The sequence below is a fragment of the Roseateles cavernae genome, from assembly GCF_040187885.1.
In the GTDB taxonomy this organism is placed as follows: domain Bacteria; phylum Pseudomonadota; class Gammaproteobacteria; order Burkholderiales; family Burkholderiaceae_C; genus Roseateles_E; species Roseateles_E cavernae.
In genome coordinates, this window is record NZ_JBDPLH010000001.1 from 257,776 (window position 1) to 271,245 (window position 13,470).

13 protein-coding genes are annotated in these 13,470 nt (G+C 69.2%); 7 read left to right on the forward strand and 6 right to left on the reverse strand.

Features of this window, described 5'->3' with window-relative positions; translation table 11 throughout:
• Positions 1–101 precede the first annotated feature (101 nt).
• The 3 genes from ABGI63_RS01240 to ABGI63_RS01250 all read left to right on the forward strand — a co-directional run bounded on the left by ABGI63_RS01240 (position 102) and on the right by ABGI63_RS01250 (position 4,345).
• Entirely contained in the window at positions 102–1,472 is a 1,371-nt protein-coding gene (locus ABGI63_RS01240; RefSeq protein WP_349740647.1) for an SLC13 family permease, read from the forward strand.
• A gap of 172 nt (positions 1,473–1,644) precedes the next feature.
• Positions 1,645–1,935 carry a BTH_I0359 family protein gene (locus tag ABGI63_RS01245; protein ID WP_349740648.1) on the forward strand — a complete coding sequence of 97 codons (291 nt, stop codon included), beginning with the start codon at positions 1,645–1,647 and terminating at the stop codon, positions 1,933–1,935.
• 112 nt (positions 1,936–2,047) lie between these two features.
• Positions 2,048–4,345 carry an ATP-binding protein gene (locus ABGI63_RS01250; protein WP_349740649.1) on the forward strand — a complete coding sequence of 766 codons (2,298 nt, stop codon included), beginning with the start codon at positions 2,048–2,050 and terminating at the stop codon, positions 4,343–4,345.
• On the opposite strand, the gene ABGI63_RS01255 is transcribed toward ABGI63_RS01250, so the two are convergent.
• From ABGI63_RS01255 to ABGI63_RS01280, 6 genes are all read right to left on the reverse strand, one after another.
• Entirely contained in the window at positions 4,342–5,130 is a 789-nt protein-coding gene (locus ABGI63_RS01255) for a DUF899 domain-containing protein (protein WP_349740650.1), read from the reverse strand. The genes ABGI63_RS01250 and ABGI63_RS01255 overlap by 4 nt on opposite strands.
• A gap of 28 nt (positions 5,131–5,158) precedes the next feature.
• A complete protein-coding gene (locus ABGI63_RS01260) occupies positions 5,159–5,824 on the reverse strand; it encodes an NHL repeat-containing protein (protein WP_349740651.1) in 666 nt (221 codons plus the stop codon).
• Between the two features lie 46 nt (positions 5,825–5,870).
• On the reverse strand, positions 5,871–7,106 hold the full coding sequence (locus tag ABGI63_RS01265) for a helix-turn-helix domain-containing protein (RefSeq protein WP_349740652.1): 1,236 nt from the start codon (positions 7,104–7,106) through the stop codon (positions 5,871–5,873).
• 47 nt (positions 7,107–7,153) lie between these two features.
• The gene (locus ABGI63_RS01270) at positions 7,154–8,092 is read right to left on the reverse strand and encodes a M14 family metallopeptidase (RefSeq protein WP_349740653.1); all 939 of its coding nucleotides are present in this window, start codon (positions 8,090–8,092) and stop codon (positions 7,154–7,156) included.
• A gap of 213 nt (positions 8,093–8,305) precedes the next feature.
• The gene (locus ABGI63_RS01275) at positions 8,306–9,682 is read right to left on the reverse strand and encodes a Gfo/Idh/MocA family protein (RefSeq protein WP_349740654.1); all 1,377 of its coding nucleotides are present in this window, start codon (positions 9,680–9,682) and stop codon (positions 8,306–8,308) included.
• A gap of 79 nt (positions 9,683–9,761) precedes the next feature.
• Positions 9,762–10,175 carry a VOC family protein gene (locus ABGI63_RS01280; RefSeq protein WP_349740655.1) on the reverse strand — a complete coding sequence of 138 codons (414 nt, stop codon included), beginning with the start codon at positions 10,173–10,175 and terminating at the stop codon, positions 9,762–9,764.
• Positions 10,176–10,217: 42 nt separating this feature from the next.
• On the opposite strand from ABGI63_RS01280, the gene ABGI63_RS01285 reads away from it, so the two are divergent.
• The 4 genes from ABGI63_RS01285 to ABGI63_RS01300 all read left to right on the forward strand — a co-directional run bounded on the left by ABGI63_RS01285 (position 10,218) and on the right by ABGI63_RS01300 (position 13,427).
• A complete protein-coding gene (locus ABGI63_RS01285) occupies positions 10,218–10,706 on the forward strand; it encodes a retropepsin-like aspartic protease family protein (protein WP_349740656.1) in 489 nt (162 codons plus the stop codon).
• A 67-nt stretch (positions 10,707–10,773) separates the two neighbouring features.
• A complete protein-coding gene (locus tag ABGI63_RS01290) occupies positions 10,774–11,400 on the forward strand; it encodes a PhaM family polyhydroxyalkanoate granule multifunctional regulatory protein (RefSeq protein WP_349740657.1) in 627 nt (208 codons plus the stop codon).
• 6 nt (positions 11,401–11,406) lie between these two features.
• On the forward strand, positions 11,407–12,573 hold the full coding sequence (locus ABGI63_RS01295) for an FIST signal transduction protein (protein ID WP_349740658.1): 1,167 nt from the start codon (positions 11,407–11,409) through the stop codon (positions 12,571–12,573).
• Complete coding sequence (locus tag ABGI63_RS01300; protein WP_349740659.1) at positions 12,570–13,427, forward strand: hypothetical protein; 858 nt, start codon at positions 12,570–12,572, stop codon at positions 13,425–13,427. The genes ABGI63_RS01295 and ABGI63_RS01300 overlap by 4 nt, the downstream gene beginning before the upstream one ends.
• Positions 13,428–13,470 lie beyond the last annotated feature (43 nt).

The window sequence follows — 13,470 nt, forward strand, 5'->3', positions numbered from 1 at the left end:
GAAGCCGTAACGGTCCGTCGCCCGGCTTGATTGAAGCGGCCGGGCGCCCCCGATACCGTGCGATACCAAAGCGGCCCAGCCGCAGCCACAGGAGACAAACCATGAACATCCACTGGATGTCGATTCTTCCGCTCGCGGCCATGTTCGTCATCGCCACCGTGCTGCCGATCAATATGGGGGTGCTGGCCTTTGTCGGCGCCTTTCTCGTCGGCACCTTGGTGGCGGGCATGAGTGCCAAGGCCATCATCGCCGGCTTCCCCGCCGACCTCTTTCTGACGCTGGCCGGCATCACCTATCTGTTCGCGATCGCGCAGAACAACGGCACCATCGACTGGCTGGTCAGGATCGCGGTGCGCGCGGTGCGCGGCCGGATCGCGGCGATTCCGTGGATCATGTTCTTCATCGCGGCGGTGCTGACCTCGGTCGGCGCCGTCAGCCCGGCCGCGGTGGCCATCATCGCGCCGATTGCGCTGGGCTTCGCAGCCAAGCACGGCATCAACCCGCTGATGATGGGCTTGATGGTGATCCATGGCGCGCAGGCGGGCGGCTTCTCGCCGATCAGCATCTACGGCGGCATCACCAACAAGATCGTCGCCCGCGCCGGCCTGCCGCTGAGCGAGCTGACGACGATGCTGGCCAGCTTCGGCGTCAACTTCGTCGTCGCGCTGGGCCTGTTCGTGATGCTGGGCGGCATGAAGCTGATGCGCCGCCACGCCGACGGGCCCGACAGCGAGCTGGCGCCGATTCCCCCGGTGGCGCGGGCCCAAGGCGGCCCGCAGGTCTTCGGCGGCGCCGAGGCCGAGTCCTTCGGCGAGGGGCGCCGGGTCGCGAACAGCCGCTCCTCGATGCTTGGCCAGGTCAACACCCAGACCTTCCAGAGCACCAATGTCCATCAGCTCATCACCGCGCTGGGGCTGTTGTCGCTGGCCGTGCTGACCCTGGTCTACAAGCTCGACATCGGCTTTGTGTCGATCAGCATCGGCCTGGCGCTGAGCCTGCTGCAGCCGCGGCTGCAGAAGAGCGCGCTCGGCCAGGTCTCCTGGCCCGAGATCATGCTGATCGTCGGTGTCAGCACCTATATCGGCGTGATGGACAAGATGGGCACGATCTCCTACGTCGGCAACAGCGTGGCCCAGCTGACCTCGCCGCTGATGGCGGCCCTGCTGCTGTGCTTTGTCGGCGCGGTGATTTCGGCGTTCGCATCGTCGACCGCAGTGCTGGGTTCGCTGATACCGCTGGGCGTGCCCTTTTTGCAGGGCGACAACAGCGGCATGGCGATAGGCTTCATCGCCGCGATGGCGGTCTCGTCGACCATCGTCGATGTCAGCCCCTTCTCGACCAATGGGGCCCTGGTGCTGGCGAATGCCAAGGGCGTGGACCGGGAGCGCTTCTTCCGCACGCTGCTGCTCTATGGCGGCGCCGTCACGGTGCTGGCGCCGGTGCTGGTGTGGCTGCTCTTCGTGGTGCTCTGAGGGAGGGTTTGAGCGGGCCGCCCATCCGTGATCTTGTGACGCTTCCACCACAAAGCGCGAAGACCCCATCCCCCGAGTCGCGGGACTTTCTGAGACTATTTGTGCGTGGTCGGTCTGAAAGTCGCTTGAAAGGGCTTAGTCTGGCCACAGCTAACGGGCACAGGAGTACTTCATGCACATGCTTTACAACTCCCCCAGCTTCATCGTCGTGCAGTTCGACGTGCCGGTCGCGGCCGGCCTGCGCGCTGCCGATGAGATCGAGCCCGAGTTCCAGCTCAGCCGCGGCGGTTTCGAGATTGTCGACAAGTTCGCCCGCAAGGAGATCTTCATCGAGGGCGCGCTGGCCGAGCAGTTCCAGCAAGGGGTCGAGATCCTGATGGGGCAAGACCCGTCCGAAGAGGACCTCGATGACTTCATCGAGACCTATGCCAGCCTGGGCCACCAGCCGGTCGTGATGCATTAACTAATTCCTGCCAAGCGCCCGGCAATCGCCCGCCGGGCCTTGTTCTCGGCGCGGCTGTGCGCCAAGATGGGGCTCAACACGCCGACTGGCGTGGGTTGGTGAGGAGTACCCCATGGTCAAGCGTCTGTCGGACACGCGCGTATTGCCCTCCCCCGGACTGGCCAAGGCCCCGGTGCTGGATCGCATGTGTTCGCAGTTCGTGCTGACCCTGACCGTCAAGCATGCCGGCCGCTTCAATCTGCGGCGCGACTTCAACGGCCTGCTGTCCTTCACCGGCCGCCACCTGGTCTGGCCGGTGCGCGTGCTGACCCGGCTGCGCGCCTATCTGACCAGGCGCTGCCAGGGCAATGAACTCTGGACCGGCCACGAGGCGCTCAGTGACGAGATGTTTCTGGAGCACCACGGCGTCTGGAACGGCCCCTTCGCCGAAGCCACGCTGTTCTTCTACCTCGACGAATACATCAAGGACGCGCCCAAGGACATGCTGGCCCTGCTGGCCACCACCTGCGAGCTGCTGGACCGGCAGCTGAAGCAGGAGTCGACCCTGGTCGAGAAGAACATCGCCGCTTTAGGCAATCTGCTACAACTCAATCCGGCCGAGCGCGCCATCCTGCTCTACGGCACCCTGGCCCGCTACCAGCGCGAGCTGCGCGGCGCGCTGGTCGAGTTCAAGGTCAACACCGCGCAAGAAGCCTTCGCGGCGATTGCGGCGGTGGCCGATGTCAACGCCCAGGAGGTGGCCGAGGCCTTGCGCGCCGGCTCGCGGCTGGAACGCATCGGCATGGTCGAGAACCTGATCTCGGAGCACAACATCACCGATCTGGCCGATCTGATGAAGGTCAGCGACCAGCTGCCGCCGGTGCTGATGCGCGAGTACCCGGCCCCCGGCGATCTGATGGCGGTGTTCACCCGCCCGGCCACCAAGAGCGAGCTGACGCCGAGCGACTTCCAGTTCGTCGCCGAGGATCTGGGCGTGCTGGGCACGCTGCTGCGCCAGGCGGTCGCGCGCCAGCAGGCCGGCGTCAATGTCTTGCTCTACGGCCCGCCGGGCACCGGCAAGACCGAGTTGGCCAAGGTCGCGGCGCAGGCCGCCGGCCTCGATCTGTATGAGGTCGAGTATGCCGACCGCGACGGCAACTCGCTGTCCGGCCGCGACCGCTACCGCTCCTTGCAGATCAGCCAGCAGTTCCTGAAGGCCAGCCAGAACGTGGCCCTGCTGTTCGACGAGGTCGAGGACGTGTTCCCGCCGCTGTCCACCGACACGGTGCAGCTGATGGCCCGGCTCGATGCCGCGCTCGATGCGCCGGCCTCGGGCTCGGTGTCGGGCAAGGCCTGGGTCAACCAGATCCTCGAGACCAATCCGGTACCGGTGATCTGGGTGACCAACCGCATCGAGCAGATCGACCCGGCCTTCAGGCGCCGCTTCCAGTACCACCTCGAACTGAAATCGCCGCCGCCCGGCGCCCGCCTGGGCCTGGTGCAGCGGGCGCTGTCCGATGTCGCGGTCAGCGCCGAGTTCGCGGCCCGACTGGCCGAGCGGCGCGGCCTGACCCCGGCGCAGATCCGCACCGCAGTGCGCTTCGCGCAGCTGGCCGGCGCAGCGAACGAGGCCGAAGGCCTGATCGCGCGCCAGTTGCAGAACGCCGACAAGGCGCTGGGCCACCAGTCGCGTGAGCGGGGTCCGCGCGAGGTCGTGACCCGCTATGCGCTGGACCTGCTGAATGTCGAATCGCGCTTCGAGATCCCGCGCATCGTCGAGGCCTTGCAGCGGCGCGGCCGTGGCAATCTGTGCTTCTACGGCCCGCCCGGCAGCGGCAAGACCGCGCTGGCCGAGCACATCGCCCAGGCCTTGGGCCGGCCGCTGATGGTGCGCCTGGCCAGCGATCTGGCCAGCAAATTCGTCGGCGAGACCGAGCAGAACATGGCCCGCATGTTCGAGGCCGCAACGCAGGAAGACGCGGTGCTGCTGCTCGACGAGGCCGACAGCTTTCTGCGCAGCCGGCGCATGGCCGAGCGCAATTACGAGGTCAGCGAGGTCAACGAGATGCTGGCCGGCATGGAGCGCTTCGCCGGCATCTTCATCTGCACGACCAATCTGTTCGAGGAGCTCGATGAGGCCGCGCTGCGCCGCTTCGCCTTCAAGATCCGCTTCAAGGCCCTGCGCGCCGAGCAGCGCGAGACCATGTTCGCGCATGAAGCGGGTTTGGCCGGCGTGGCCGAACTCGACACCGAGCAGCGCGAGCGCCTCGCCGCGCTGGACCAGCTGACCCCGGGCGATTTCGCCGCGGTGCGCCAGCAGGTCGAGATCCTCGGCGAAGCCTTCACGCCCGATGAGTTCCTGTCACAGCTGGAAGGCGAGCACCGGGTCAAGCCGGAGGTCAGGCAGCGGCGCGGGATCGGGTTCCGCTAGCCTGCCGCGCCGCAGCAGGTACCGGCCACCGACCGGGGCTGCTGCGCCAGCGGGTCCGGCTCGTAGCGGTCGTGGTGGCGCAGCCATTCCATGCCGTAGCTGAGCCCGTCTTCGCCGCGACCCAGCGGGGTCAGGTCGAGCAATTGGTAGGTACCCATCATCACCTCGACGCCACGGCCGTAGCGCGAGTAGGTATGGAAGACATCGCCGACATCGTCCATATAGAACAGGCTGATGCCGGGCGCCTCCTCGTGCGGGAAGGGCTGCAGCGTGTAGTTGTAGGGGACCGCGCCGGCGGCCTGCTGCTGCGGGGTGAAGCTGACGCCGAAGTCTTGGTTGAAATCGCTGCCCTGCGAGGATACCCACATGAACTGCCAGGCCATGCGCCGGCGAAAGCGCTCGATCTCGGCCAGCGATGCGCGCGAGACGACCAGCAGGCTGACATCGCGCTGGGCCAGGTGCGCGCTCATGCCGTCGTGGTGGTCGGCCATGAAGGAGCAGCTCTTGCAGCCCTGCTCCCAGCCGGGGGCGAACATGAAGTGCTGCACCAGCAGCTGGCGACGGCCCTGGAACAGCTCGGCGAGCGTGCGCCGGCCCCGGTCGGGTGTGTCGAAGCGGTAGTCCTTGTCCACCCTGACCCAGGGCAGCGCGCGGCGCTCGCGGGCCAGCTGGTCCTGCAGGCGGGTCAGCTCCTTCTCGCGGGCCAGCAGCTTGAGACGCTCGGCCAGCCAGCGCTCGCGGGATACGACGGGATGGGTGCCGGTATCGGCCATCACAGTGCTCATGGGATGCTCCTTGCTGCGAAGAAATGGATCAGGACCGAGCGGGCTTGGGGCGGCGCACCGCGCGCACCTTGCCGCTCTCGCCGCCGCCGGCGTAGAAAAGCTCGGCTCCGTCGGATTCGAGTCCGCTGACGCCGGTGCCCTGCGGCATCTGCAGGCGCTCCAGCACCGTGCCGCTGGCCGCGTCGATGCGGCGGATCTCGCTCTCCTCGCCCTCCCAGACGCCGTGCCACAGCTCGCCGTCGACCCAGCTCACACCGGTGACAAAGCGGTCGGACTCGATAGTGCGCAGCAGCGCGCCGGTCTCGGGGTTGATCTGATGGATCTTGCGGTCGCGGTACTGCCCCACCCACAGACTGCCCTCGGCCCAGGCCAGGCCTGAGTCGCCGCCCTGGCCGGGCGCCGGGATCGAGGCCAGCACCCGGCCGCTGGCGGGATCGATCTTGTCGATGCGCGACTCGGCGATCTGATAGAGATGGGTGCCGTCGAAGGCGGTGCCGGCATCGCAGGGGCAGTCCAGGCGGCGCACGGAGTCGCCGCTGGCGGGGTCGAAGGCCAGCAGCGCCGCGCCGGTGGCGGCCCAGACGTGCTGGCCGTCGTGGGTGACGCCGGCGATCTTGTCGGCACCGGCAAACGGGCCGTACTCGCGCACGATCTCGGCGGCCTGCATGCGGGCTTCACGGGTCTTGAGGGTCATGGGGCTCTCCTGATGGCGCGCTGGGATTCGGCGCCTGGCAGCCACTCTATGCAATCGGCAGCGCGGCAGGGAGTAACAAGATCGTCGTGAATCCGGCCAGCGACGGCGCCAGCCAGCGCTGCGCCCGCGCCCGCCCGATGGCGCGCACCCGGCTCTGCGCCTGAAGCTCGGCCAGCGCCCGCTGCACCGTGCGCTGGCTGGCGTCCAGCGCCAGCGCCAGCGCCGAGGTCGACCAGGCCGCGCCATCGGCCAGCAGGGCCAGCAGCGCGGCCTGCTCGCCGACGATCGGCGGCTCCAGCAGCACCAGCGCGCGGCCGTCGCTGGGCTTGAGCGCATAGCCGCGCGCCGTGGCGTCGATGCCGGCCAGCGGCGCGAGCAGCCCGCGCAGCCGGCCGATCTCGACCCGCAGCCGGGCCCGGTGCGTGTCGTCGGGATCGCGGCTGCGAAACACCGTCTCGATCAAGCCCTCGCGATCGACATCGCCCGGCCAGGCCGCTGCCAGCGCCCGCGCCAGTGCGAACAACACCGGCCGGCGCGCCAGCGGCCGCCACAAGGCGCCTTCGGCTGAGGCCAGCTGCAGGCCCCGGCGGCAGGCATCCACCACCAGCACCGGCGAGCTCAGCAGCGCCTCGACCTCGGCCAGGCGCAGCATCCGCGGCGCGGTACCCGCCGACAAGCACCGGGCCGCAGGCCTGTGCAGCGCGGCCCTGGCCTCGGCCACCTCGGCCTGCAGCGCCGGCACCCGCGCCTGCTCGGCCGCAGCCTGCGCACGATCGAGGGCCGCCTCGGCCGCGCCGGTGCGCAGCCGGCGCAGCGCCAGCTCCGCTTCGCTGAGCGCGGCCACCGCCGCCAGCGCCGGCGGCAGGCCGCGCGCATCGAGTGGCGCCAGGGCCTGGTCCGCCGCATCGAGACGCCCCAGCAGCAGCAGCCGGCGCACCCCGATCAGGCGCGCATGCAGCGCGTTGGCGCGGTCCCCATGGGCCTCGAGCGTCAGCACCGCCTGCGTCAGCAGGTGCGGCGAGCCACCGAGCTCGCGCATCGCCAGCGCGACCTCGGCCTGCGCGACGCGGCAGCGCGCCCGCGCCAGCACCTCATGGCTGCCAAAGCCGCGGGCCGCACGGCCCAGCAGCTCGCGCGCGCGCAGGTGCTCGCCGAGCTGGGCCATTGCGATGCCGCGCAGCGCCAGCGCCGGCGGATCCTCGCGCAAGGCCACGCGCTTGAGCGCGCCGAGCGGGTCACCGGCGGCGAGCGCCCGCGCGGAAGCGGCGATCAGCGAGTCCATCGATGCAGCCTAGGGGCGTGCGGGACGTCCAGCCAGCGCTGCCGCGCTCAAGCGCGCCGCAAATAGTCGATCGCCGCCGTGATCGTCACCGCCTGTGCCTCATTGCACTGGGCCGCGCTGGCCAGCGGGCTGTCCGGGTAGACCTCGGTGGTGCTGACGAAGCGCGCGCCGGTGATGCCACCGCACAGCCCCAGCGATCGCTTGGCATAGTTGATCACGCCCGGCTGCTGCAGCGGCTCGCCGATGATGCAACCCTGTTCGTCGGCCTCGGCGATGTGCGTGACTTGGCGCACGGCCTCGATCAGCGCACGCTGGAACTCGGGCACCGGCCGCTCGACATCGCCGACCAGGTAGAAGCCATCGGGGATCGCATGCCAGTCGAAGTCCTTGCCGTCGCGCGCGGCCTTGGCGGGGCCGAAATCGCTGTTGTCGCTGTCGGTGGTCTCGTGCAGGTCGATGTGCAGATCGACGCGGCTGCAGGTGGCCGCGATGCAGGCCATCGCCAGCGCCGACTCGGCGGCCGGGCTGTCCGGCTTGAACTGCCGGTTCGGGTCCAGCGCGTCGGGGTTCCAACGATTGATGGTCTCGTAGCCCCAGGGGCTGATGCAGGGCAGGACCAACAGATTGACGGCCTCGGCATGGCGGCCGAACTCGTGCTTCAGCCACTGCAGGCAACCCTGCACGCCGCTGGTCTCGTAGCCATGGACCCCGCCGGTGACCAGCACCACCGGGCGATCCGCATGCCAGGCGCGGCTGCGCAGCGCATAGAGCGGGTAGCCGCCCAGCCCCAGGCGGGCATAGTCGAGCGAACCGTACTGGAACAGCTCGGCCTGCGCCGGCAAGCCGGCCTTCAGCGGCTCGACCACCTCCGCGGCATAGCTGCGCTGCAGCCGCTGGCGGGCCAGCCAGGCAGCCTTCTCGGCAGCGCCCCAGGGCGTGCCCGGCGTGCCGATCGGATAGGGCGGGGTCAAGGGTGGTGTGCTCACAGAGGTTGTCCGTGCTGGGGTGGAGCTGCGGACGATACACCGGGAGGCGGGAGCTCACACCTCGGGGAAACGGTTCGAAATGCGAGGACCACGAAACGCTGTCAGCCGCGAAGGGTCAATCGAAGGACTACTACCGACGTTCCTCTAGAACATCCACAAGGAGATGCCTCGATAACGATATCGCCGATGGGTCGTGGGCTGCCTCACGCCCCCTCAAACCCTCACATCCTCAATCGTCTTGTTCAGCCGGCTGCGCTCGGCCGCGAAGGCCATCAGATGGCTCTCGACCGAGGCTTCGATCGATGAGCTCAACAGGGTCGGGTCTTGCTGGCCGACGGCCTGGACCCAGTCGCGCACCATCGGGTGGTCGCCGCCGCCGTGGGCGTCGGTCTTCATGCTCCAGCTGGTGCGCTTGCCGGTCTTGAAGCTGGTCAGCGTGAAGCTCTCCATATCGCCGCTGATATCGCCCAGCGATCCCATGATGCGGGTGCGCCGGCCCTCGTAGGAGACAAAGGCCTCCATCGAGAAGGCCGCCGTGACGCCCTGCTTGAACAGGATGTTGACGGTCAGGTGGTCGGGCTGGTCGTTGTCCATGCGGTAGACGCAGCGGCCGTAGTCGCTGGTCAGCAGGCCTTGCATGATGACGCCGTCCCATTTGGACTTGTCCTCGGGCAGGTCGAAGACATAGAGGCGCTTGCGGTCGCGGTAGTAGATCTGCAGCGCCGAGTACGGGCACTCATGCTCGACCGCGCAGCCGCCGGTGCAGCGCTCGGTGCTGCCGGCCGGGGCATTGGATTCCTTGAACCATTTGAGATTGCCGAAGCAGTGGACGTTGTCGGCCGAGTCGCCGATCAGCCATTGCAGGATGTCGGTGTCGTGGCAGGACTTGGCCAGGATGATGGGGGTGGCGGTCTTGCTGCTGCGCCAGTTGCCGCGCACATAGCTGTGGCTCATGTGCACATGCTCGATAGGCTCCAGATGCTGGACGCTGATCAGCTCGCCGATCATCTTGGCGTCCAGCAGCTCCTTGAGCTCGCGGAAGTAAGGCGTGTAGCGCAGCACATGGCAGACCCCGACGATGCGGCCCGCCTGCTGCGCCTTGGCGAGGATCAGCCGGCACTCGGCCTCGGTGGGTGCGATCGGCTTTTCCAGCAGCACGTCATAACCCATCTCCAGCGCCGCCAGGCAGGGCTCGGTGTGCAGCTGGTCGGGCGTGGCGATGATGACGGCGTCGGCCATCTTGGGCTGGGCGAAGACCTGCTCCCAGCTGGAAAAGCAGTGCTGCAGCGGCAGCTCGTGCAGGCGCCGCAGCTTATGCATGCGCTGCGAGTTCGGGTCGGCCACGCCGACTAGGCGCATCTCCTCGGGATACTTGGCCGCGAAGTCGGCGTAGATCGAGCCGCGATGGCCGGCGCCGATCAGCACCGCGGTGACCGGCCGCGCCAAGGGCTTGTGGCGCGGGTGGGCGTACAGGTCTTCATGCAGGCCCAGCGTGCGGGCGATCTCGCCCCAGCCGTAGACGACGGAATTGCGCATCGCACCGAGGCCACGGGCCAGGGGTCGGGAGGCCATGAACTGGCGCAGGGACATGCAGTCACTCCTTCATCGGGGCGGCGCCTCCGCGGTACAGCGATGGCATCACCACGGCCCCACCATAACGCAGCCCGGCTCAGTGGGCGTAGACCGACTCCAGCGAGGCGAAGCCCTTGACCTCGATCGGATTGCCCGAGGGGTCGAGAAAGAACATCGTCCATTGCTCGCCCGGCTGGCCCGCAAAGCGGACCTGGGGCTTGAGCACGAACTCGCAGCCGGCCGCCTCCAGCCGCGCGGCCAGCGCCTGCCAGTCGGGCAGGGCCAGGATCAGGCCCAGGTGCGGCATCGGCACCAGATGCTCGCCGACCTGGCCGGTGCGGGTGGTCGCGAAGGGCTCGCCCAGATGCAGCGAGATCTGGTGGCCGAAGAAATCGAAGTCCACCCAGGTCGCGGTGCTGCGGCCTTCGCGGCAGCCCAGCAAGCCGCCGTAGAAGGCGCGCGCCTGGTCCAGATCACGCACATGAAAAGCCAGATGGAAGATGCTGCGCATCGCTTGCCTCGTCGAGTCCGAAAATCGTGGCATCGTAGCGGCATGAGCAATAGCAACAAGGACCTGCCACACAGCCTCAAGCTGGTCACCATCTGGCTGCTGGTGATGCTGGCGGTCTTTCTGGGCATCAAGGGCCTCGAACACAGCCGCCAGCAAAGCAGCATCGAGCTGCATCAGGGCCGCATCCTGCTCAAGCGCGCACCCGACGGTCACTTCCACTGGCGCGGCCAGGTCAACGGCGTGACGGTGGACTTCCTGGTCGACACCGGCGCCACCTCGACCGCCCTGCCCCAGGCCCTGGCCGAGCGTGCCGGCCTGACGGCCGAGAGCCAGGTGCGCTCGCACACGGCCGGCGGCGTCGTGCAGGGCTACCGGGCGCGCGCCGATATCGCGCTGCAGGGCGGCGTCTCGGCCCAGCGCCTGCCGGTCACCGTGCTGCCCGATCTGGGCGCGCCGCTGCTGGGCATGGACCTGCTGTCGCGGCTGCGCTTCGTCCAGCAGGACGGCGTGCTGAGCATCGAGGCGCCCTGATAAACCAGCAGGCACAGCGGACGCGCTGCGGCGTACCATGGGCCGGACAACACCGACAGGAGACTCCATGGCCGACAACAGCTTCACCAAGTTCGTCCCCGGTTTCGATTTTCTGCAGGGCCTGGTCAAGAACGCCGGCGCCGCGCTGCCCGGCATGGGCCAGTGGGTGGCGCCGACCCTGAACCCCGAGGAGCTGGAGAAACGCATCGAGGAGCTGCGCACCGTGCAGTTCTGGCTGGAGCAGAACGCCCGCATGCTGGGCGCGACCATCCAGGCCCTGGAGGTGCAGCGCATGACCTTGTCGACCCTGAAGTCGATGAATGTGCCGCTGACCGAGCTGCGCGACAGCCTGAAGGTCGCCACCCCGAAGGCCCAGGCCGAGCCGGAACCCGAACCCGAGGAGCAGCCCGCCGCCGCGCCGGCGGCCGTGGACCCGATGCAGTGGTGGTCGGCGCTGAGCCAGCAATTCACCCAGCTGGCCACCACCGCGATGAAGGACAGCGCCACCGACGCCGCCAAGAACCTGGCCGGCACCCTGGTCAAGCAGAGCTTCGAGGCCGCCGGCGAGACCCTGCGCAAGACCGCCGCGATGCCGGGAGCCCTGGCCAGGAAGGCCGCCACCCAAGCCGCCACCCGCCCGGCCGCGAAGAAAAAGGCCGCCGCCAAGCCTGCCGCCCGCCCGCGCAAACCCTGAGCCCCGATGAAACCCTTTGCCCACGCCCACGCCACCCACCCCGACGCCCATATGGCGCTGGCGCTGGCGGCGGCGCAGATCGAAGCCCAGCGCCAGGCCAGCGGTCTGCAGCCGACCCTGGGCTGGCTGTATTTCTGCGACGGCTTCGCGCCGCAGGCCGAGGCCTTGCTGGCCGAGCTGCGGCAGCGCTGGCCCGGCGTGGCCTGGGTCGGCGCCGCCGGGCCGGGCATCTGCGCCAGCGGGGTCGAGTATTTCGATGAACCGGCGCTGGCCCTGATGCTGGCCGAGCTGCCCGCCGATCAGTTCCGCGTCTTCTCCGGCACCCGGCCGCTGGCCGGCTGGCCGGCCGAGCTGCTGCAGGTGCATGCCGACCCGGCGACGCTGGATCTGCAGGAGCTGATCGCCGAGCTGGCCGCGCAGACCGACAGCGCCTATGCCTTTGGCGGCCTGGCGCTCGGGCGGCATGGCGGCGTGCAGCTGGCCGACGGCGTCTGGCGCGGCGGGCTCTCGGGCGTGGCTTTCGGGCGCGGCCTGCGGGTGCTTTCCCGGGTCAGCCAGGGTTGCCAGCCGCTGGGCGTGGAGCGCCGCATCAGTGCCTGCGACGGCAATCTGCTGCTGGAGCTGGACGGCCAGCCGGCGCTGGACTGCCTGCTGCAAGACCTGGCCCTGCCGGTGCTGAGCCAGCCCGGCGAGCTGCGCGAGGCCTTGCCGCGCTTTCGCAAGACCCTGGCCGGCATCAGCCCGGTCGGCAAGACACAACAGTCCGCCGGGCGCGGCTACGGCGCCGAGGTGCTGGTGCGCCATCTGGTGGGCATCGACCCCGGCCGGCGCGGCGTGGCCATCGGCGACCAGCTGCAGCTCGGCCAGCGCCTGAGCTTTTGCGAACGCAACCCCGAGGCGGCGCGGCGCGATCTGCTGCGCATCTGCACCGAGCTGCGCGCCGAGGGCGAGGAGCAGCCGCCGGCCGATGGCGGCTCGGCCATCGCCGGCGCGCTCTACATCAGCTGTGCCGGCCGCGGCGGCCCGCACTTTGGCGCGCCCTCGGCCGAGGCGCAATGGGTGCAGCACGGCCTGGGCGACGTGCCCCTGGTCGGCTTCTTCGCCGGCGGCGAGATCGCGCATGCCAATCTCTACGGCTACACCGGCGTGCTGACGGTGTTCATGCGCTCATGAAACGGCGGCAGGCTCTGCTGGCCGGCATGGGCCTGCTGAGCGGGGCGGCCGCCGCCGAAGACCTGCGCATCCTCTATCCGCAGCACGAGCCCCTGCAAGGACCGCAGGTCAGCTATGTGCTGGCCCTGCTGCGGCTGGCGCTGGAGCGCTGCGAGCGCCGCTACCGGCTGCAGGCGAGCGACCGGCCCATGGTGCAAAGCCGCTCGCTGCTGGAGCTGGCCCGGCCCGAGCCCGGCATCGATCTGTTCTGGACCATGACCACCGCCGAGCGCGAGCGCCGCCTGCTGCCGATCCGCATCCCGCTGGAGAGGGGTCTGATCGGCTGGCGTCTGGCCCTGGTGCGCGCCGCCGACCGCGAGCGCTTCGCCGCGCTGCAGGACCTGGCGGACCTGGCGCCCCATGTCGCGGGCCAGCTGCACGACTGGCCCGACACCGCCATCCTGCGCGCCAACGGCTTGCGGGTGCGCACGCACAGCCATTTCCAGAGCCTGTTCGCGCAGCTGGCCGAGGGCGCGGTCGACTACCTGCCGCGTTCCATCATCGAGATCGATGGCGAAGCCCAGGCCTATGCGGACCGCGGCCTGGTGATCGAGCCGCATCTGCTGCTGCGCTACCCCACCGCGCTGTATTTCTTCGTCAGCCCGCGCCGGCCGCAGCTGCATGCCGACCTGAGCCAGGGGCTGGAGGCGGCCCAGGCCGACGGCAGCTTCGAGCGCGCATTCCAGCAGCAGTTCGGCGCGCTGGCCGCGCGGCACCAGCTGGCCCAGCGCCGCCAGCTGCAGCTGGCCAATCCGGCACTGCCGGCGGCCACGCCGCTGCAGCGCAAGGAGCTGTGGTTCCAGCTGCCCCGCTGAAGCCTGCGCTGCGGTCAAAGCAGTACGAACTTCCACGCAAGCT

Coding starts and splice junctions, on each gene's coding strand:
- ABGI63_RS01240 (WP_349740647.1), top strand. CDS start 102: ATGAACATCCACTGGATGTCGATTCTTCCGCTCGCGGCCATGTTCGTC.
- ABGI63_RS01245 (WP_349740648.1), top strand. CDS start 1,645: ATGCACATGCTTTACAACTCCCCCAGCTTCATCGTCGTGCAGTTCGAC.
- ABGI63_RS01250 (WP_349740649.1), top strand. CDS start 2,048: ATGGTCAAGCGTCTGTCGGACACGCGCGTATTGCCCTCCCCCGGACTG.
- ABGI63_RS01255 (WP_349740650.1), bottom strand. CDS start 5,130: ATGAGCACTGTGATGGCCGATACCGGCACCCATCCCGTCGTATCCCGC.
- ABGI63_RS01260 (WP_349740651.1), bottom strand. CDS start 5,824: ATGACCCTCAAGACCCGTGAAGCCCGCATGCAGGCCGCCGAGATCGTG.
- ABGI63_RS01265 (WP_349740652.1), bottom strand. CDS start 7,106: ATGGACTCGCTGATCGCCGCTTCCGCGCGGGCGCTCGCCGCCGGTGAC.
- ABGI63_RS01275 (WP_349740654.1), bottom strand. CDS start 9,682: ATGTCCCTGCGCCAGTTCATGGCCTCCCGACCCCTGGCCCGTGGCCTC.
- ABGI63_RS01280 (WP_349740655.1), bottom strand. CDS start 10,175: ATGCGCAGCATCTTCCATCTGGCTTTTCATGTGCGTGATCTGGACCAG.
- ABGI63_RS01285 (WP_349740656.1), top strand. CDS start 10,218: ATGAGCAATAGCAACAAGGACCTGCCACACAGCCTCAAGCTGGTCACC.
- ABGI63_RS01290 (WP_349740657.1), top strand. CDS start 10,774: ATGGCCGACAACAGCTTCACCAAGTTCGTCCCCGGTTTCGATTTTCTG.
- ABGI63_RS01295 (WP_349740658.1), top strand. CDS start 11,407: ATGAAACCCTTTGCCCACGCCCACGCCACCCACCCCGACGCCCATATG.
- ABGI63_RS01300 (WP_349740659.1), top strand. CDS start 12,570: ATGAAACGGCGGCAGGCTCTGCTGGCCGGCATGGGCCTGCTGAGCGGG.